Annotated in this window: 21 protein-coding genes; 7 read left to right on the top strand and 14 right to left on the bottom strand. The window is 39.7% G+C overall.

What is annotated here, in order from left to right:
• Positions 1-7: 7 nt before the first annotated feature.
• The 3 genes from J4526_04635 to J4526_04625 form a co-directional block, all read right to left on the bottom strand.
• On the bottom strand, positions 8-1,189 hold the full coding sequence (locus J4526_04635; GenBank protein WFO76125.1) for a site-2 protease family protein: 1,182 nt from the start codon (positions 1,187-1,189) through the stop codon (positions 8-10).
• Positions 1,098-1,400, bottom strand: a complete 303-nt coding sequence (locus J4526_04630; GenBank protein ID WFO76124.1) for a DNA-directed RNA polymerase subunit K — start codon at positions 1,398-1,400, stop codon at positions 1,098-1,100. Before J4526_04630 ends, J4526_04635 begins: the two co-directional genes overlap by 92 nt.
• 103 nt (positions 1,401-1,503) lie before the next feature.
• Complete coding sequence (locus J4526_04625; GenBank protein WFO76123.1) at positions 1,504-3,150, bottom strand: TCP-1/cpn60 chaperonin family protein; 1,647 nt, start codon at positions 3,148-3,150, stop codon at positions 1,504-1,506.
• A 239-nt stretch (positions 3,151-3,389) separates the two neighbouring features.
• On the opposite strand from J4526_04625, the gene J4526_04620 reads away from it, so the two are divergent.
• The gene (locus J4526_04620; protein WFO76122.1) at positions 3,390-3,728 is read left to right on the top strand and encodes a hypothetical protein; all 339 of its coding nucleotides are present in this window, start codon (positions 3,390-3,392) and stop codon (positions 3,726-3,728) included.
• 21 nt (positions 3,729-3,749) lie between these two features.
• Here the strand turns inward: J4526_04620 and J4526_04615 are convergent, their stop codons facing one another.
• The 3 genes from J4526_04615 to J4526_04605 form a co-directional block, all read right to left on the bottom strand.
• A complete protein-coding gene (locus tag J4526_04615) occupies positions 3,750-4,100 on the bottom strand; it encodes a thioredoxin (GenBank protein WFO76121.1) in 351 nt (116 codons plus the stop codon).
• A gap of 136 nt (positions 4,101-4,236) precedes the next feature.
• Positions 4,237-4,932: a hypothetical protein gene (locus tag J4526_04610; GenBank protein WFO76120.1), complete on the bottom strand. Its 696-nt coding sequence runs from the start codon at positions 4,930-4,932 to the stop codon at positions 4,237-4,239.
• Positions 4,933-5,170: 238 nt separating this feature from the next.
• Positions 5,171-5,491 (bottom strand): hypothetical protein, encoded by a 321-nt coding sequence (locus tag J4526_04605; protein WFO76119.1) that lies wholly within the window; start codon positions 5,489-5,491, stop codon positions 5,171-5,173.
• Positions 5,492-5,659: 168 nt separating this feature from the next.
• On the opposite strand from J4526_04605, the gene J4526_04600 reads away from it, so the two are divergent.
• On the top strand, positions 5,660-5,950 hold the full coding sequence (locus J4526_04600; GenBank protein ID WFO76118.1) for a hypothetical protein: 291 nt from the start codon (positions 5,660-5,662) through the stop codon (positions 5,948-5,950).
• Positions 5,951-5,957: 7 nt separating this feature from the next.
• Here the strand turns inward: J4526_04600 and J4526_04595 are convergent, their stop codons facing one another.
• From J4526_04595 to J4526_04565, 7 genes are all read right to left on the bottom strand, one after another.
• Complete coding sequence (locus tag J4526_04595; GenBank protein WFO76117.1) at positions 5,958-6,884, bottom strand: serine/threonine protein phosphatase; 927 nt, start codon at positions 6,882-6,884, stop codon at positions 5,958-5,960.
• A complete protein-coding gene (locus J4526_04590) occupies positions 6,881-8,161 on the bottom strand; it encodes a hypothetical protein (GenBank protein WFO76116.1) in 1,281 nt (426 codons plus the stop codon). Before J4526_04590 ends, J4526_04595 begins: the two co-directional genes overlap by 4 nt.
• A 24-nt stretch (positions 8,162-8,185) precedes the next feature.
• Entirely contained in the window at positions 8,186-9,100 is a 915-nt protein-coding gene (locus J4526_04585) for a winged helix-turn-helix transcriptional regulator (GenBank protein ID WFO76115.1), read from the bottom strand.
• Between the two features lie 51 nt (positions 9,101-9,151).
• Entirely contained in the window at positions 9,152-9,523 is a 372-nt protein-coding gene (locus tag J4526_04580) for a hypothetical protein (protein WFO76114.1), read from the bottom strand.
• Positions 9,524-9,868: 345 nt separating this feature from the next.
• A complete protein-coding gene (gene gatE, locus J4526_04575; GenBank protein WFO76113.1) occupies positions 9,869-11,803 on the bottom strand; it encodes a Glu-tRNA(Gln) amidotransferase subunit GatE in 1,935 nt (644 codons plus the stop codon).
• Complete coding sequence (gatD, locus tag J4526_04570) at positions 11,800-13,149, bottom strand: Glu-tRNA(Gln) amidotransferase subunit GatD (GenBank protein WFO76112.1); 1,350 nt, start codon at positions 13,147-13,149, stop codon at positions 11,800-11,802. The genes gatE and gatD overlap by 4 nt, the downstream gene beginning before the upstream one ends.
• Before the next feature lie 159 nt (positions 13,150-13,308).
• Positions 13,309-13,479, bottom strand: coding sequence for a 30S ribosomal protein S30e (locus tag J4526_04565; protein ID WFO76111.1), 171 nt, complete (start codon positions 13,477-13,479; stop codon positions 13,309-13,311).
• 145 nt (positions 13,480-13,624) lie between these two features.
• Here J4526_04565 and J4526_04560 point away from each other — a divergent pair, with 145 nt between their 5' ends.
• The 5 genes from J4526_04560 to J4526_04540 all read left to right on the top strand — a co-directional run bounded on the left by J4526_04560 (position 13,625) and on the right by J4526_04540 (position 18,383).
• Positions 13,625-14,863, top strand: coding sequence for a C/D box methylation guide ribonucleoprotein complex aNOP56 subunit (locus J4526_04560; protein ID WFO76110.1), 1,239 nt, complete (start codon positions 13,625-13,627; stop codon positions 14,861-14,863).
• A gap of 20 nt (positions 14,864-14,883) precedes the next feature.
• The gene (locus tag J4526_04555) at positions 14,884-15,591 is read left to right on the top strand and encodes a fibrillarin-like rRNA/tRNA 2'-O-methyltransferase (GenBank protein ID WFO76109.1); all 708 of its coding nucleotides are present in this window, start codon (positions 14,884-14,886) and stop codon (positions 15,589-15,591) included.
• A gap of 74 nt (positions 15,592-15,665) precedes the next feature.
• Entirely contained in the window at positions 15,666-16,562 is an 897-nt protein-coding gene (locus J4526_04550) for a helix-turn-helix domain-containing protein (protein WFO76108.1), read from the top strand.
• A 79-nt stretch (positions 16,563-16,641) separates the two neighbouring features.
• Entirely contained in the window at positions 16,642-17,199 is a 558-nt protein-coding gene (locus tag J4526_04545; GenBank protein ID WFO76107.1) for a nucleoside-triphosphatase, read from the top strand.
• Positions 17,200-17,204: 5 nt separating this feature from the next.
• Entirely contained in the window at positions 17,205-18,383 is a 1,179-nt protein-coding gene (locus J4526_04540; protein ID WFO76106.1) for a tRNA (guanine(10)-N(2))-dimethyltransferase, read from the top strand.
• Here J4526_04540 and J4526_04535 read toward each other — a convergent pair.
• The gene (locus J4526_04535) at positions 18,380-18,775 is read right to left on the bottom strand and encodes a MarR family transcriptional regulator (GenBank protein WFO76329.1); all 396 of its coding nucleotides are present in this window, start codon (positions 18,773-18,775) and stop codon (positions 18,380-18,382) included. The two genes, J4526_04540 and J4526_04535, sit on opposite strands and share 4 nt — an antisense overlap.
• Positions 18,776-18,928: the final 153 nt, after the last annotated feature.

Genomic DNA, 18,928 nt, shown 5'->3' with positions numbered 1-18,928 from the left:
TTTATGTTCACCAACCTGCTATAGGCAGAGGTAGCGTCAATACTACTAATAGTACATATAGAAGCAATAAAGCATAGTCCTTTTTACTTATATTTGAAAGCATGTTGGCAGGGCCCGGATGGGGTTTCGAGCCAACCACTATTTTGAGTACCAGCAAGATACCCGCCATGAATAAATAGGCGTACCCACCAATATTGAATGTTAAAATACCCGCAATAATCAACAACATTATTACTATGTATCCAGCTAGCTCATGAGTTTTAGGTGAAGAAAACCCCCTAATTACATGGCCTCCATCAAGTTGCCCTATCGGCATAAGGTTAAGAAATGTCACAATAAACACTATAAATCCAGCAAATGCAAGTGGATGAAGTACTAGTACATATCCCTCTTTAACACTAGTAAACAACATCATTAAGACCATTATCAAGGGCATATATGGAAATGCAGTAATTTCCCCTTCTTCAAATAACTGCATAGCTTTATCAACAGGCATGGTGATAGATAACGTTATCCCTATCCAGGAGATAACAATTGCTCCTATGAACCCTGCTATGGGTCCCGATAGCCCCAAGAGTATAAGACTTCTTCTACTTGGCGGCAGGTTTTTCATACTAATTACCGAGCCTAGTGTACCAATGAATCCTAGCTGAGCCGGTGGAGCAGGTATAAAGTAGGGTCCCGCTATCGGCACAGCGTATCTCTTCGAAACAATAATATGCCCATACTCATGCATTGCAAGTACTCCTAAGAATGCTAGTGTATATATGAGACCCCATATGAAGGGATCTTCTAAGGCCGTACTATAACCAAGAACTCTCTTGAGTTCAACAAAGCCTAGTGTAAGCCAGTATCCAGTAAGCCATACTGTTACAAGTGTTAACCCTAATAATATCATCTTCTTCAAGAGATCACTTTTTTCCTCGTATCTAGTCACACGAAGGACAGGGCCTTCAGCAGTAACGAATTGAAACACGATAAATTTTCTCTTCGATAACTCTCTGTATACTTTTTCAAATAATGTATCATCACAAGGCTTGTCTATAATAAAATCAATAATCACGTTGCCTTTAGAAGACATATAGGTTCTTGATTCTCTAATATAGATTCCAGCTCTTGAGAGTACGGCGTATAAACTCTCTAGATCCCGGGAGTAGCTTTCTGAGGGGTACACGTCGGCTTGAGCCATCTGATCTCATCCTGTGTATCGTTATAGGTAATACACCCTCTTCAAGCTCTACTAAAGCTATTGCTACAGGATCCCTCGCAGGAGCTTTAGACACGTCTACTAAAGGGGGTGCTCCGAGTGATAACTGTAGCGCTCTCGCACCAACTATTCTAGCGATCTCGAATCGTGTAAGCTTTGGAGGCCCTATTATTGTTTCTTCGCGACCGCTCATGTATTAAAACACCTTGCATCTCTCCATGCCTAGAAAACTATACTAGAAAGGAAATGTAATATAAGGTTTAAAAAACTAATCTAGTTCACACTATTTTATTTCATTAAAACTTGAACTTGCCTGGAGTTTCTTCTTCGCCTTTCTTTTCTTTCTCTTTCTTGAGTGGTGATGCAGCGATTATGTCGTCGATCTTTAGTATTGTTGTTGCTGCCTCTGTAGCGCTCTTTAGTACTTGTTTCTTGACTATTGCTGGCTCGACAACATTGATCTTGATCATGTCTTCCTCTACTTTTGATTCAAGTACGTTGATGCCAGCATTGATCTTTCCTTCACTGTGTAACTGCCTTAGCTTCATGAGTGTCTCGAGTGGGTCTAGACCTGCTGTTTCAGCTAGTATCATTGGTATCTCCTCGATAGCATTAGCGAATGCCTCAATAGCTAGCTGTTCTTTACCACCTACTTTCTGGGCAAACTCTCTTAGCCTCATAGCAAGCTCTACTTCTGGTGCACCGCCACCAGGTAGTATCTTTGGCTCTCTAAGCACGTTCCTTAGTACATGTAGTGCATCCTGGAGGCTTCTCTCAACCTCATCTAGAACCATGTCGTTTGCTCCTCTTAGTAGAATTGTTACTGCCTTGGGGTTCTTGCAGCCCTCAATGAACACCATTTTGTCGTTGCCTACACGTCTCTCTTCAACAAGCTCAGCATAACCAAGGTCTTCTGGTTTGAGGTCTCTTACGCTGGAGACTATCTTTCCTCCTGTTGCTCTTTCTAGTTTCTCCATGTCTGATCTCTTTACTCTTCTTACTGCTAGTATGCCCTTCTTGGCTAGGAAGTGCTGAGCAACCTCATCAATACCCTTCTGACAAATCACAACATTAGCACCAACACCAGCAATCTTCTCAACCATGTCCTTGAGTATCTTGGCTTCTTCATCTAGGAACTTCTTTATCAAGTCTGGGCTGGTGATGTTGATCTTTGCGGTGATCTCTGGTTTCTCTACTTCTAGTGGTGCGTCTAGCAGTGCAATCTTGGCTTTCTCAACTCTCCTAGGCATGCCAGGGTGGACAACTTCTTTGTCAAGAACGATACCGTAGACTAGCTGAGTATCAAGTAAGCTTCCACCCTTCTTCTTCTCAATCTTTATGTCGTCTAGTCTAACCTTGTATGTACCATCGGGTTGTTTCTCTGCAACAGTTAATATGGCGTCGATAGCCATGTTTGCCAGTTTATCCTCAATAGCACCACTTCCAATGTACTTGCTTGAAACAGCTGTATCTACTACCTTCCTTAGAACGGTTCTGTCTTCAGGATTGACTTTAATGCTGATTTCATCAATTATCTTTAACGCTTCTCTCATAGCCTTTACATATCCTTCAATTATGATTGTTGGGTGGATATTCTGGTCAAGAAGCTCCTCAGCTTTTTCGAGGAGTGTACCGGCTAGTACAACAGCTGTTGTTGTACCATCACCTACCTCTGCGTCCTGAGCCTTAGCTACTTCTACTAGTAGCTTTGCTGCTGGATGCTGTACCTCCATCTCCTTGACAATTGCTGCACCATCATTCGTAACTGTGATGTCGCCGAAACTGTCTACAAGCATCTTGTCTAGTCCACGTGGACCAAGACTTGTCTTTAGTACTTCAGCGAGAGCTCTGGCAGCCATGATGTTTGTTCTTAGTGCGTCTCTACCAGAGGTTCTCTGAGTACCCTCTTTGAGTATGAGCACAGGAACACCATAAAGGGCCATGTTTTCCAACACCTCCTTTTTCGCTCCACAATCACCTTCCGTTTTGGTTTTTGATTAAACCGCTTCTATATAAGCTTAACTCATATAAAAGCATAGTCGCTCCACCACATCTAACCAGAAGCACAAGTATTCAACTTAAATATCATAGAGAATAACCAGCTTTAAGAGAAGCTCCAAAAACTATACATGGTAAAAGATAGAGACGTGTATAAACATAAGAGTTGTCACGGTGGTAAAGCATGACGAGAGTTGATGATGTCGTCGCAAAGATAAAGAAAGTATTCTCAAAATATATCGACGAAGACCTTGATGTCTATATGGGGAACAGATATCTTTTAGCAGCAATTGAAACCCTTATCCACGAGTATCGTGCAGGTCTTTATACTGGTGATGAACTCAAAGAGATAGCCATGAGGCTTAGAGATACTTTAATCGAGGGCCCAGGGAACGTTAATCCCTTTGTAATGGAGATACTGGGTATACTTGAAGAAGATGTTAATGAAGAGAATGTCAAGGAAGCCCTTGAAATTGCAAGAAGGTTATGGCGAGAAGATAAGTTTGACAAGCTAGAAGTCTAATTTTGGTATACAATTTGTTTTTTAAATCCTAAATGCTACATTCAGACTTCTTAATGTATGCCTTATACTTCTCCTAAGAACCGTTAAATCGAGTTCCCTATTACCAAATCCACCCTGCTGTTCAAACACTAGTTTACCATTAAGATACACTCTTAGACAAGGAATAGTCTTTACATCGCTAGCAAGCTCTGGATGTTCTTTTGTGGACACACGAAGTATAATACCGTCGGGATCAAGGTGTTTTTGAAGCATTTTTACTGCTTTGGAGAACTCACGACTCACCTCATCATCAGGATCATAATACTCGATAATAACAACTTTATAGAAGTTCAAAGCTCTTTTCAGCTCAACTACATCCCTAATCTCTATCATAGCCCTCTCCTCAAGAAACCATTTTCCTCTTATAACTCCTTATATAGAATCATGCTATATATACTGAAATTATGCCTTTGACTCATTATCTAGGATGAATAAGATCTATTTTAAACATGTCTAGAAGGATAGTATACTAGACGGGTATTTTACGATTCGAAATTTCTTCAAGAATAAGAGACACGTCTCTTGGCTTCAAGTATATTTGGTAGAAGAATTCACGACTAGGATCAATTCTTTCCTTGGGGCTTTTGATACACGTTTCTGATAATAATACAAATCCTATATCGAGTACTTCTCTTAGCTCGGCAACACTTGCACTCTTTATATACTCCATGAACTTCGTATCAAAATCAAGTTTTTCCCTCACATAATCCTCTTTAACTACATAACCACACACTAAACAAGATAAGTCAGGCATTACCGACCTAAAACCACATTTTGGGCAAGCAATAGGTGATGGTCTACCATATTTCTCCCAAATATATTGAAGCATTGAAACTAAGTCATCCCTATTATTTGCTACAGCAACCTTATACAGCTCATCAATATAGGGTATCAAAACTTCTTCTCCATAGTTAATCACGAATTCCAGTTGTTGCATAGACATTTTTTTCACTGGTATATTTTCAAGCATATTATAGACTATGATCTTGTACAATTGTTTCTTATGCCTCTCTATTCTCTTCAGTATAACATCTAGTGACGGTTTATAGCTGGTTGACGTTACAACAGCATCCATAAGATCTTTAACAATACGTTCAATAACACGTTCATCAAGACCAAGAAAATCGAGACCAAGAGCCTCGACAATATGATCTTTATACTGCATAGCAAGTGCTGAAATATCTATTTGTTTTCTTTTCCTACTGCGTCTCCTCCTAGTTGTCTTCGTTTTCTTCTCTTCTACAGTTTCCTGTGCCTGTGCATCTACTTGCTGTTCCTCTTTTTTCTTTTTCCTTCTACCTCGTTTCTTTGAAGAAGGTATTTCTCACCATCCCCCCAGAGATTAATTGAATTAAATACACTCCGAGTAATGATATAACAGGCGAGATAAAGATTATACAAAATTACTCGTTTTCTTCCCTAGTAGAGGAAATGTACTGGCTTATTAGATAACTTATGACATTCATTAACTTCGTTCTATTGCTCCTACCAACAAGTCTCCTTAGCTTACTCTCATAAGCTGATGGGTCAGGTGTTGATTCTTTCCCAAACAAGCCCTCAATCATTTTACTGCTTATGAATTCAAGTAGTTCACCATATTCATCTGATAGATCTAGCTCGCTATAGAATCTCGTGACAACATCTTCTATTAGATCGCCGAGATAAGAATCTGTTATATCAATGAAGTCCATGTATATTAAATCGGTTTCCTTCTTCACACCCATGCATCCTCCAGCCAATACTATTGCCTTCTATTCCCTGTTTTGTCCCTATTATAACTAGAGGTATTTATAAACTGACCTTTATAACCGCTGAACAACCGGGTGTATTTGGTCAATGAAAAGTATTTTAGTGTTTTAAATACAATTATTTTACACAGGGGAATAGTTTCGATGCAGTCTCAGGGCCCATCGTTACAGTGGACTGATGTAATGCCTTGCGAGATTGTAGAGAAAGGATTTAGGAAGATGAGAATTCTCGTGTTTACTGGCCCTATAGAGGAAGATTCATTAAGAATTATTGTTAGGTCGAAGAAACTACACGTTTACGCTACCAGTATTGAAAATGAAAAATGCATGTTTTGCACCATTCCAATAGGATTTAAACCTAAAGAAATTAATTATACTTATAAGAATGGTGTACTTACAATAGATTTGAAGAAGAAGATATTCTTCTTGTTCTAATATTCACTCAAATTCTTCTAACGTAAAACGGTATTCTACTCTGGTCAATACTATCTCCTGTTATCACAAGATACGCTACTTGCCCTGATCCATATACTTTACTTGTGAAAATAGTTAACACACTACCCTCATGATCTATCTTGAAGCCTCCTATAACTGGCTCATGAGCTCTCATGATAACCTTTGTGTTTGTTAACTCAAGTGCTTTTTCAACAATTCTTCGTCCATACAATATACCAGCTCCCCTATATGACAGTGTGTAGTCAACATTTTTCTCTTCCAGCGGATCACTCCAAAGGATCTCTTCAATAATGATATCATCAGGTAATGGAGTCGTTAAGCCTAGTGCTTCTAAGTACGTCCTTGCTTTAAGGAAAGTTTTTGGTGGACCACCATGTACAAAGAATATTTCGCCAGGAAGTATTGCAAACAATGGTAGTTTCTGGAAAGACATCATAAAGTACTTGTATACTCTACGCCATTCACCACCATATTTTGTAAACAATACATCAGGGAAATCATGAGGATAAGGTACTAGGTCAGGTGGAGGCTCATGGTTTCCTCTAAGTAAGACTACGTTACCTGGATACATTGCTTTAAGTAAGTATACCCCTAGTATCGTTTCGAGCTGCATATAACCTCTATCAATATAGTCGCCTAGAAAGACCAAAAGCATATCATTTATTTTCTCAAAAACTTTTTCTCTATCAAGTATCTTTAGTAGAGAATTAAAGTCTCCGTGAAGATCGCCTACTACAACGAGTTTCTTAAAACCTTTCCTTAAGATTACTCCCTGGGCAAACCTACGTTCAATAAAGCCCGTTGATTCTCTGTTCTTCTGCACAAACATAGCAATTGTATTAATTACTTCATTACTATCCGTAACTACAGACCTTATCTTATCAACAAAATCTCCTGTACTCTTGATATTCAACCTATACTACCTCGTATAAACAACATATACTTAAGTGTTCTAATAGGTATTTTCCTAAACACAATACTTACTAATGCTACCTCCCATGGCCTTAAAGTTATTCTAGCAAGATTAGGTTTTACATAGACTGGCTCATACCCCTCTGGAAACCATGCATTACGTATAGTTATTTTCTCAAAAGGAAATACAGCATAATACTCAATAAGCGTGGTGTTTTCGTGAGGATTAAAAATAGTGAATACTATCCCGTCTTCACCAAACACAAGATCGCCTACAAGAGCTTTCGAAGGATACATACGTATTAAGTATTTGTTATATGCAACAAAATTCTTCTCCAGTATGATACAGTTATTGCTATTAATTAAAGAGGATAAATAATAGTTATGTACAAAACCATAATTCTTTCCATCCATGGGTAAGAGCAAATATTCTCCTTTCTCTAAAACAATATTCTTACCTATCTCGATAATCTTGTTCCGAGGATTCACAATACCAAGAACATGAGGCTCTTCGATAAGAAGCCATCCCACACTACTTTTGACGAGAACATTATTGTCAATAAACATTGTAGCGACATAGTATGGGTTTAAGAAAGCTAATTGGTAACTCTTTAAATTACCTTCAAGAGTCAAGTCATCCATAGTATTTACGTAAATTACATTGTGTCGATTGTTTACCGCAATGACTACACTATCGCTTTTCATAATGTACACGTTATTGATTTCATCATAAAAAGTGCTCATATAACCAGTATTAATTCTATAGAAGGTCCCTATAGGGCTTGAAAGCAGTAGTTCTCCACGATCTATACGTAGTCGCCAATTACTTGTGAAAACTATTTCGCTAAATTGTTTCTCAGTAATGTCTGTTTCTAGTCTTCTAGCAGAGAAAGCTTCCATACAAAATAATGTATTGTCATATGGAATACATGTGCTAGAGAATAATGGATTAAATATTGCTAATGTCTTCTTTTCTTCTAGAACACCATGCTTAGTTAAAAAATTCTCTAGTTCAGCTAATGATATATACGGTTTCCAAGCACACGTAAGAATACCTTTTTTCGAGTAAACAGTGTTCACACCATCATCTTTACAGTATTTTACTCCTCCAACTCCTATAATACACGATACCTCATCATTCTCTATAGATAACTTAGATCTAGTTAACTGGAGTATTTGTGGAAGTATTGGTACAGAGTCTATTTCACTATTGTTTACAACTATTTCATCTCCACTTCTTAAACTAACGATATTCAAATCACAATACTTTATTTTCATTGCCCAAACCTCAATATAATATCATTAATACGACCTACCAAAAACACTGTATATCTTAGCATCATCGATTAGTCCGACATTGAATAACTCCTCAACATCTCTCAACAAATTAATCACATTGCCATGCATTTCAACGTATGCAACCACAGGATTTGTCGTATTTATCAAGTATATACTGTCGATATAGTCTATAGTACCATTGGCGTATAATATATTGAGCATTTTTAGCAGAGACTCGATGTTGTTTGTAACGAACTCTCCTATTACATTTACTTGCTTACGTAAAACATACACTTTCGTGTAGATGATTCTTTTAACATGTTCTCTGTAATGATATCTTACCGTCGACACTGAGATATGGTATCTATTAGATATCTCATTTATTGTATCTATGCCTCTTATCAATCCATCAACGATTATAGTATCTATCCCATCAAATTCGAGCCTAGGGCAATTATAGTTCCCTACTTCAATACATACCTTTTTACTGCCATAGTATAGTCTGGGGATTATTATGTGGTTTGTAGATATACTTTCAATAGGCTCAAAATAATCACTCAACAGTTTTGTATAAGCTTCGTTTATTAGCATACATTCTTCTTCATTACGATAGAAGTGTTTGACAATAATTGTTCTTGAAGGCGAGTACGTCACATATACTGAATCAATAGTATCTCTAAGAATGCCGTTGCTCAGCATAATGTTGGTGTTTATACCTACGCCCAACGGTAAAAGAAACCATATTGAGACACCATAGCCTATACACCATGTTTTTATGCCGTATTTCTTTACTAATCCGTTTTTCTTCAGCAGTCCCAGTCTTCTGTAAAGAGTTGCTCTTGAAATGCCTAGAATTGACGCCAACTCATCAAGACTCTTATCACGATACTCATTTAGGTAGTCGATGAAAACTGCATCGACATCAGATTTCTTTTCCAAAGTATTTCTTTCACCACATACAGTTATTGATTGATAAAGCAGTATCTTACATCAAGTTTTAAGTACATCAACTAACCTGGTAACAATCCTATAAGCATCATCGAGACTTGTTTGAGTGGAAGCAGTAATTCCTTTATCATCAACACTTACTGAAAAACCTAGCGACTCCAGTTCATCAACAAGGTCTTCCAAGTCACCAGATCTCTTAGCGTAATAGACATGTATCCTAGATTCTAACGCCTTCCCTATTCTCACAGAAAGGACGAAACCCATGTCTTTTGATACAGCTCTAACAAGTTCAAACTCCGTAACTTCATTAAATAAGTTCTTTTCTCTAATAGAACGGACACTAACATTGAATCCTTTTTCTCCAAGAAGTCTAGCTATTTTCTCTATACCACTAAGTAGTTCAGTGGCTACCATTTTCTTCACCGCCTTATAATCAGTCCCAACATGGGCTCAGCAGCGGCCAAAATCTTCATCTTTCACAAATATACATTAATAGCAAATAGAATAAATAGTTACTCTCATCAGCACGCTCGTTGCCCACTCATCCCACGAGGTCGTACCGGGCGCTTCATCACAATATAGAATGATATAAGTAACAGATGACTCGGCCAAATGCCTTCTAATCACCATTCATTGTCGGGAGTATTCCTCATCGTCCGATATCTATGATTGTATTTTTCAGTAAATAAGCTTTTTACAACTGATTAGTTCTTAACCATCCCATGTCTAGACATGTTTAGAAAAATTGTTTTGTTTTCCTCATTTTGTTTCGGTCGACAATATTTTCGAGATTTTTTCTTTAACTATCGATGCCACAAGTTTACCATCGGCTTTACCACGTACTTTGGCCATAACTCTGCCCATAATTGTCCCGAAAGCTCTTTCTTTCTTCTCCTTTATAACGGCAATGTTTTGCTTAATTACTTCATCTACGATAGACTCTAATTGTTCACGTGATATAGTTGTGAACCCTAGCTCCTTTACTGCTTCCTCGGCTTTTCTATCAGGGTTCTTGGCAAGGTATGCTAGTATTTCTGGTATAGCCTCCTTAGCTATTACTCCTCTTGCAAGCAGGTCGAGCGTTTCCTCAATATGTTCATCACTAATGTTTTCAACGGGTACACCATCGCTCTTCAAGCTCTTCAAGGTATTTTCTATTGTTGCAGCAATTATTGTTGGCTGTATTTTACCAGAATATTTTACGACAAGTTTCTCGAATAAGTCAAGTCTTATATTGTTGAGTAACGCCTTGGCAAGCTCATGACTAAGACCGTATTCTTCAACATATCTCTTAAGCTTCTTATCAAATGGTTCAGGGACAAGCTTCTCGGCTTCACTTAATAGCTCCTCGGTTATCTCTACAGGAGGTATATCTGTCTCCGGATACATTCTTGCTGCTCCTGGTCTAGGTCTCATGTATCTTGTTGTACCATCAGGATTCGCGGCACGAGTCTCTGGGGGAACTCCCTTGAATGCATACTTAGCTCTATCAACAACAGCTTCTAGAGCCTTGTATGCTTTCTCCTTCTTATCAGCAACAAGAACAATAGCGTCCTTCTCGGGGTCAGCATTAAGTACTCTATAAAGCTCTGCTACCTCCTCACTAGAGATACCATATGCTGGTAGCTCATCTGTATGAAATAGCCCTCCTACACCGCCCCAGACGCGTGCATAATCCGCTAGTTCCGTACCAAATCTTCTACCTGGTTGTACTTCTCGTCCAAGAATTCCTTTGAAGCCGGGCAACACTAATGCGTAGACTCCATAGCCTTTCCTACCAAGAATTCTCCGTATGATCTTCGACTTGGTGTTCTTAAACACCTCAGATACATCATATACCTTAAATTCTATATCATCAGGTTTTAGCCCTCTTCTCAGAAGCTCCTCTTTTATTTCAAGCAGTCTTACTTGACGTAATGCTTCATACTCTATGACTTTAGATATAAGGTAGAGGTGTTGTACACCCTTGATTTCTATCTTCTCACCACCTTTTATTGAGACGTTGAGATCCTGCCTAATTGTACCTAATCCCCGTTTCGCCTTACCAGTAAGCCTGACAAGCTGACCTATCTTAAATGCCACGCGTTGTGCCTGCTCAGGAGTTCTTAGATCGGGTGCTGTGGCTATCTCTATCAATGGTATGCCCATTCTATCGAGCTTGTAGCCAACCTTGTCTTTCTCCTCAAATAGCTTACGTGCAGCATCTTCCTCTAGACATATGGTCTGTATACCGACTCTACCTTCTTCGTCTTCTATGTAGCCTCCTAACGCTATGATTGACGTCCTCTGGAAACCTGTGGTATTTGATCCATCAATAACTATTTTCCTCATAACATGGACTTCATCAACAATCATAGAGTTAAGCGCCTTGGCAACGGCAAGAGCCGTAACAAGAGCTTCTCTATTAAGCTCGTGAGGTGGTTCCTCATCTGCTTCTACTAGACAAGACGATTCTCTTGGGGCATGGTACTCGTACTTACGTTCTTTCTTCCACTCAAGCATAGCAGCCACATCGACTTCGCCGAGCTCGCTTTTCGCAGGCCTTAACTCCCTAACAAATACGTCTTCATCGCCTTCCTCGACCAGCTTTGTTGGACAGTCACAGAATAGTTTATACTTTGTATCAAGCTGTATATGGATCTCGAGTCCAGCTTTTAGACCTAATTGCTTGTAATCAAGAGAACCCTCCTTCATAGAGGCCACCTCGGGTAGAGATCAACTGTATGTCTATCATTGATCTCGCCGGCGATATTGGTTAGCATGAGCCTCCTAACCTCGTTTAAGTCACGTGTCTGCCCTAGTATCCATGAGAGTTTCACATAAGCTGTTTCAGGCAACATATCAGAACCAGGTATGACCCCTGCTGCCAATAGTTTTCTTCCAGTACTGTAGACATGCATATTTATACGGCCGAAGAGACACTGGCTAGTCATTACGACAGGTATTCCTTCCTCGACCGCCCTCTTGATTGAGTCGATGAGTCTCTGTGGTGTATGGCCAAGACCAGTACCTTCAAGCACTATTCCGTGATACTTTTTGTCAACAAAGAAGTCTATGATCTCGGGCTCCATACCAGGATACGTCTTTAACAATACAACTTTATCATCAAATTTATTCATTAATATCGGTTCTTTGTCTTTGCCACGATATTCAATAATCTTATTGATTATCTTGATCTCCATTTTATCAGGGTATATTATTGCGAGAGGCTTATCGTTTATTGACTGAAACGCATCACGCCTACTAGTATGCATTTTCCTAACTTTTGTTCCACGATGAGCTAGAGCATAAGTATCTCCAGTCTCACCATGCATTACTACCACTGACTCAGCAAAAGGAGCCCTTGCAGCCGTCAGGAAAGCCGCTTTGAGGTTAAATGCTGAATCCGTACTAGGTCTATCACTACTCCTCTGTGAGCCCACGAGTACTATTGGTGTTCTCTTGTTTCTTATTGCAAACGCCAATGCCGCAGCAGTATATCCCATTGTATCAGTGCCATGCGCTATAACAACTCCATCATACCCATCGATCATGTACTTGTAGACTTTTTCAGCGATAAACCCCCACATACTAGGCGTCATGTCTTCACTAAAGATCCTAGCAACTTCAACCATATCTATATACGCGATGTCACCAATTTCAGGTATCCATTCGAGAAGCTCTGCCGTTGATAAAGCTGGCTTCACGGCACCTGTTTCATAGTCAACTTTTGATACAATGGTTCCTCCAGTACTAACCATTATAACCTTAGGCAAGTTCTCGCGAAGCTTGACACGGGTTTCAGTAACAGGAGCTATAGATTTCTTCTTTGATATAATCTCGATTACAGTCTTTTCATTTACACGAATACCAACATTATACCCGTTATCAAGTTTTATGACGAGTATTGGCTTCTCTCCATAAAGTCTTTCACGAGGCATTAGAATTCCTTCAAAAACACGATCTCCCCTGATAACCCTGATACGATCACCTATTCTCGCACCAGCTTTCTCAAGCAACTCTTTAACTACACCAGTATAGCCAAACAACTCCTCAGACAAACATAATCATCCTCGCCAATGGAGGGTCTAATCAATACCAAATGTATCTATTGGAGACTATTTAACTTAATTGCTTATGAAGACACAAAACAATCTAATATATCCATAAAGCGAATAACATTAAGAATGGCTTTATGGACAGAACCCGAGAAAACTTTGTTATCTTCTAAAACCACGTGCTTGTGGCTGTTGAGCTGCCAGAATAACTCTTCTAATGTATTCTTTCCTGTTCCTAAGCCTTGGCGCTAGGTTCTTCTTGGGCTTAGGCGGTATCTTTGGTGTCTGGCTTCTTACCTTACCAGCTTTTGTCAGTGAACCGTGGGAAGGCATACTTCTACCCCTCGTAACAAAGATAATGTATAAGGTGTTTTTAAATGTTTCATATACATCAACGTCTTCATTACCTCACATTTTTATATAACCCACTTTAAATATTGTTTTGAACAAGTGTATAGAATGGGTATGGTGGGATCTGATGAAAGCATATCTAGTTGACACCGTAATAGGGGTTTTTGCGTTAGATGATGAAGGAAAAGTTGTTGCATACTCATTAGCGCCCAAGGACCTCGATGAAAACGTCGAGTATCTATTGAAAATAGAGTCGGGTGAAGAAACCCCGCAGTTGAAAGAAACACTTGAGAAACTAAAGGAAGCAAACGTCAAAACAGTTATCGTTGAGACCGAGACCGACGCAAAATATGCTTCTGCCGCTGGTTTTGAAGTTGAAATAAAGCCTGGCAATGAGATGGCTTTACTCGTTAGAGACAAGCTAATGAACTATGCTCTTGAATACGAGTTCGTCAAATCTGAAGAAGAATACCATGAGTTCCTCCATACAGCACTCCTTGAGCTAACTAGAAGGAAGCTTAGGAGAGCTGCTGAGAAAAGAGACATGCTAGCAGTACAGGCCATAAGAGCTATCGATGATATAGACAAGACCATAAACTTGTTCGTGGCTAGACTAAGGGAATGGTATAGCCTACACTTCCCAGAACTAGACGACCTCATTAGGGAGCACCCAGACTACGTCAAAGTTGTTGCTGAACTAGGGCATAGAGACAATATAACCAAGGAGAACCTTGTGAAACTAGGCTTCAGCGAAGCTAAAGCCGAGAAAATAGCTGAAGCAGCCAAGAAGAGTATTGGAGCCGACCTAAGCGACTTCGACATAATCAAGATCCAGACTCTCGCAAGGATAATCGATCAACTCTACAAACTAAGGAGCGAACTAGCAGACTACATCGAAGCCGTAATGAAGGAGGTAGCACCCAACATAACAGCACTAGTAGGACCACTACTTGGAGCAAGATTGCTGAGCCTAGCTGGAGGACTTGAGAGCTTAGCAAGACTACCAGCAAGCACAATACAAGTACTTGGCGCCGAGAAAGCATTATTCCGTGCTCTAAGAACAGGCGGTAAACCACCGAAACACGGCGTAATATTCCAGTTCCCTGCAATACACAGGTCGCCTAGATGGCAGAGAGGTAAAATCGCTAGGGCACTAGCAGCAAAACTCGCTATCGCAGCCAAGATTGATTTCTTCACTGGTAGGTTTATTGGAGACAAGCTTAGAGAAGAACTAGACAAGAGAATTGAGGAGATCAAGAAACTATACGCTAAGCCGCCAGCCCGGAAGAGAGAAGAGAGACCAAGAGAGAGACCAAGACCACGTGGCAAGAGGAGAGGAAGAGGTAAGAAGGGTAGAAGAAAATAAACATAGGAGGTGGATGAAGAGTGTCCCAGCCGGTCTCCATAAAACCTCATGAGAAGTATAAGGGTGTCTACATAGTAGAGCTTGAAGACGGTTCAGTGAGGCTTGCAACAAAGAATCTTGTCCCAGGACACAGAGTGTATGGTGAGAGGCTATACAAATGGGAGAACGAAGAGTATAGAGAATGGAATGCTTATAGAAGTAAGCTTGCGGCCGCACTATTCAAGGGACTTGAAGAACTCCCTATAAAAGAAGGTGATAGAATACTCTACCTTGGAGCCGCTACTGGTACGACAGCAAGTCATGTATCAGACATTGTTGGCCCGAAGGGCAAGGTTTTCGGCATAGAGTTTGCCCCAAGAGTAATGAGAGAATTCGTACTAGTAGCCGAGGTTAGGAAGAACATTTACCCAATACTAGGCGATGCGAGAAAACCACATGAATACAGACACATAGTAGAATTAGTAGACGGGATCTATGCTGATGTAGCACAACCCGAGCAAGCAAGTCTTGTTGCAGATAATGCTGACTACTTCCTCAAGGATGGGGGCTACTTACTATTAGCAATAAAAGCTAGAAGTATAGACGTAACAAAAGAGCCCAGCGAGGTATATAAGAAAGAGATCGAGACACTCAGAAACCGTGGATTCGAAATTGTTGACGTGGTACACCTAGAGCCCTTTGATAGAGACCACGCAATGGTTTACGCTAGATTCCATAGAAAGAAGTAAAGAAACTTTTTCCCTAATCAACAAGGAATATTAAGTTCTTTAAACTTATTTCTATCACGGGGCCTAGGAGAGTAATGCCCCGTAGAGCGATATCAGGAGAAGTACAGGAACTAGTGGATAACGTGTACTCTGTTTTGAGGCGGATGGGTGGGAGAGTCGATATTATCGAGTATCCAAGTACACAGAATAGAGCAATAGACCTTGTGTCAGGGAAAGGGGAACGAAGAATTTTCGCGAGAGTAGTACTTGACATAGGTTATATTGAAAGGAAAGACGTGGAGGAACTAAAGGCGTCAGCGAGCCTGCTCGGTGCATCACCAATTATAGTTGGTAGGTATGTCTACGGATACGCGATCGAGGAATCTGTTGCTTACGAAAAACATGGCATACACGCAGTCAACGTGGAGACACTAGAGTCAGTGCTATGCCGGGGCGAGAGAATTTACGTATACAATACCAGAGGAATATTCCTGGTGAAAATCAATAGAGAGAAATTTAGAGAACGAAGAAGAGAACTAGGGTTAAGTCTTGGAGAATTAGCAAGATTAACGGGTGTATCAAGAAAAGCTATTTACGAGTATGAAAGAGGTACAATGGATCTCTCCATCGATAAAGCTATAAAAATAGCTGAAATCCTTGGCTACGATGTTCTAGATGAAATAAACATACTCGAGCCCCCATCAACCATTCCCGAGAATAAAGACCTCAAAAACCCCGATACTCACGTAGAAAAAGAAGCCATGGATAAACTGGAGAAAAAAGGCTTCAAAGTAATACACTTAAAGAGGACGCCAATAGATCTTCTTGCACGCAAAGGAAGAGAGACCATCGCTATAATAGTAAAACACTTCATTAGCGACAAGAAGTTTAAGCAAAAAATAAACGAAGCCGAGAAGATCGTGTCGCTTACTGAATCAAAGGAAATTGTTTTAGAGAAAGAAGATGATATAGAAAACATAATCAAGTCATAACGTACATATTACATTTCTTTTGTTCGAGAAGAAAGGCAATTTTATCCTCTCTCAAAATCATTCCACTTAGGTGCATAAATTGGAGCCTCCAAGACTAGTAATCACTGGAAGACCCGGCATTGGCAAAACCACGTTGTTTAACAAGATAATAAACACACTACGTGAAAACGGGTTCAAAATAGGAGGTATTATCGCACCCGAGGTAAGGTCGAGAGGTGTTAGAGTAGGGTTCAGAATCGTTGATTTGTATAGTGGAGTAGAAGGATGGCTTGCTAAGAAAAACTATATTTCACCAATAAGAATTGGTAGATACGGACTTGTCGTCGACGAAGCTCTTAGTGTTTGGCGCAAAGCTATTGAAGGAATAAAAGTAGCAGACGTTATCGGTATTGATGAAGTCGGTCCAATGGAGCTTAAGTTACCTGGTTTCAAAAAAGATCTCATAGAATTTGTTCTCAAGTCAACCAAGCCATTTGTCTTAGTCGTACATTACAGACTCAATGACCCCGATATACTTGGCTTACTTGAGAAGACAAAAAGGATAGTTGTTGAGCTCAGTAACAGAGATGCTCTTGGAATAGAAATACCACCCTATTTCCTTAATGAAGTCAAGAAATTCTATTCACAAGGGGATTAGCCGGAATGAAGATACACTCATGGGAAACAATAATAACTGAAGGCAAGGCAAAAATAATAATCCCAAAACCTGATCTCTTCAAAAGACCTGATGGTGTATACGAGCCTGCCTGGGCGCCAATATTCTATAATCCAAGAGCTATCTTCAATAGAGATGTGGCAGTAGTGTTTACCAGGACTGTGTTTAACAGGGAATTCTTTTTCGTGGAACCATTAGCTGGCAGCGGAGTAAGGAGTATCAGGTACGTTTTAGAGTCAAATGGCAACGGCATAGCAAACGATATAGATCCAGCGTCTTTCTACTACATAAGGAGAAATATAGAACTCAATAACATCGATGAAAAACTCATTGCATACAATAACGAAGCAAATATTCTCCTGAACACTCTTCGGGCAGAAGGTGTTGTAATAGATTACATCGATATAGACCCATATGGGACGCCTATCCCTTTTGTTGACTCAAGCATTTACGCTATAAGTCGTGGAGGATACCTAGCTTTCACAGCAACAGACACAGGTCCTCTAAACTGTAGTCATTCAAATGTATGTCTGAGAAGATATGGGGCATATTGTATAAAAGCAGATTTCTCCAAGGAAATGGGGCTAAGAATACTAATAGGCTCTATTATCCGTAGAGCAGCATCACATGATGTAGGGCTTGAAGTTGTTCTGTCCTACTACCATGATTACTATTATAGAGTCTACTTCAAAGCATATAAGTCTGCCAAGAAAGCTGATGAAGTTCTCTCGCAAATAGGATACATTGCATACAACAGCAATACTCTAGAAAGGAAACTAATTAAACAAGATGAATTACAAGAACACGTCAAACAAGGATATGTACTCATAGGACCATTATGGATCGGAGAGCTGGCAAGTAAAGAGTTCCTGGAAAAAGCTATTGCAACAACAGAAAAATTGGTTTCAACACAAGAATACGATTACCTGAAGAAAACCTTGGATTTCTTGAAAAACCTCTATAACGAATATACTGTAAACAAGGTGTATTACAGGTATGATAAACTATTTGGGCTGTTGAAAAAGAATCAACCCCCAATAAGTTTGTTCATAGAGAAGATCAGAGAAAAAGGATACAATGCTTTCAGAACTCACTTCGATCCACGTGGAGTGAAAACAGATATGCCCCACGAAGATTTAATTAGACTTATAGAACACGAGTTCTAACGTTTCTTCTCCATCAAGGATATCTCGTTCATCAACCACTCGTCCATAAACGGACATTTTATTGGATCATAAAATCCTCCACTATAACACTTATTTATGTAAGGACAACGCATACACGGTATATCAAGAAACGGATCTACATCAATTTTTGTCTCCAGTTTCTCCTTCTTAATCTTTACAACACGTTTTCTTCTCTCAGTAATTGGTATAAGCAAGTATGTCTTACGGCCTCTATTAATGGCTGGCTTCCTTGTTATAAGACCTTTTTTTAAGAGCTTGTTTACAATTCTTGATGCTTCTCTACTATTAATTCCAAGCTGCTTCCATAAATCATTCTGATAAATTCCTTTTTTGCCATGCTTTAGTATTAGCTCGTATGCCTTTCGCTCTATATCGCTGAGTTCCTCAAATAGTAGTGCTTCTTCAACCAAGGCCCTAGCATCAACCCCTCGCTTCTAGTCATTCACTCATCATCAATCTCTTGACATACCAGTTAAACTATTAGTGTGGAAGAAATTTAATCTTACTCAACACTCTTTATTAAT

The organism is Desulfurococcaceae archaeon MEX13E-LK6-19 (assembly GCA_029637525.1).
Taxonomy (GTDB): Archaea; Thermoproteota; Thermoprotei_A; order Sulfolobales; family Desulfurococcaceae; genus MEX13ELK6-19.
The sequence above is the reverse complement of the archived record's forward strand: the minus strand, read 5'-3'. Positions and strand labels throughout refer to the sequence as shown.

Excerpts from the sequence above, each read along its gene's own strand:
- J4526_04635 (WFO76125.1), bottom strand. The coding sequence starts at position 1,189 with ATGGCTCAAGCCGACGTGTACCCCTCAGAAAGCTACTCCCGGGATCTA.
- J4526_04630 (WFO76124.1), bottom strand. The coding sequence starts at position 1,400 with ATGAGCGGTCGCGAAGAAACAATAATAGGGCCTCCAAAGCTTACACGA.
- J4526_04625 (WFO76123.1), bottom strand. The coding sequence starts at position 3,150 with ATGGCCCTTTATGGTGTTCCTGTGCTCATACTCAAAGAGGGTACTCAG.
- J4526_04620 (WFO76122.1), top strand. The coding sequence starts at position 3,390 with ATGACGAGAGTTGATGATGTCGTCGCAAAGATAAAGAAAGTATTCTCA.
- J4526_04615 (WFO76121.1), bottom strand. The coding sequence starts at position 4,100 with ATGATAGAGATTAGGGATGTAGTTGAGCTGAAAAGAGCTTTGAACTTC.
- J4526_04610 (WFO76120.1), bottom strand. The coding sequence starts at position 4,932 with ATGCAGTATAAAGATCATATTGTCGAGGCTCTTGGTCTCGATTTTCTT.
- J4526_04605 (WFO76119.1), bottom strand. The coding sequence starts at position 5,491 with ATGGGTGTGAAGAAGGAAACCGATTTAATATACATGGACTTCATTGAT.
- J4526_04600 (WFO76118.1), top strand. The coding sequence starts at position 5,660 with ATGCAGTCTCAGGGCCCATCGTTACAGTGGACTGATGTAATGCCTTGC.
- J4526_04590 (WFO76116.1), bottom strand. The coding sequence starts at position 8,161 with ATGAAAATAAAGTATTGTGATTTGAATATCGTTAGTTTAAGAAGTGGA.
- J4526_04580 (WFO76114.1), bottom strand. The coding sequence starts at position 9,523 with ATGGTAGCCACTGAACTACTTAGTGGTATAGAGAAAATAGCTAGACTT.
- gatE (WFO76113.1), bottom strand. The coding sequence starts at position 11,803 with ATGAAGGAGGGTTCTCTTGATTACAAGCAATTAGGTCTAAAAGCTGGA.
- J4526_04565 (WFO76111.1), bottom strand. The coding sequence starts at position 13,479 with ATGCCTTCCCACGGTTCACTGACAAAAGCTGGTAAGGTAAGAAGCCAG.
- J4526_04560 (WFO76110.1), top strand. The coding sequence starts at position 13,625 with ATGAAAGCATATCTAGTTGACACCGTAATAGGGGTTTTTGCGTTAGAT.
- J4526_04550 (WFO76108.1), top strand. The coding sequence starts at position 15,666 with ATGCCCCGTAGAGCGATATCAGGAGAAGTACAGGAACTAGTGGATAAC.
- J4526_04540 (WFO76106.1), top strand. The coding sequence starts at position 17,205 with ATGAAGATACACTCATGGGAAACAATAATAACTGAAGGCAAGGCAAAA.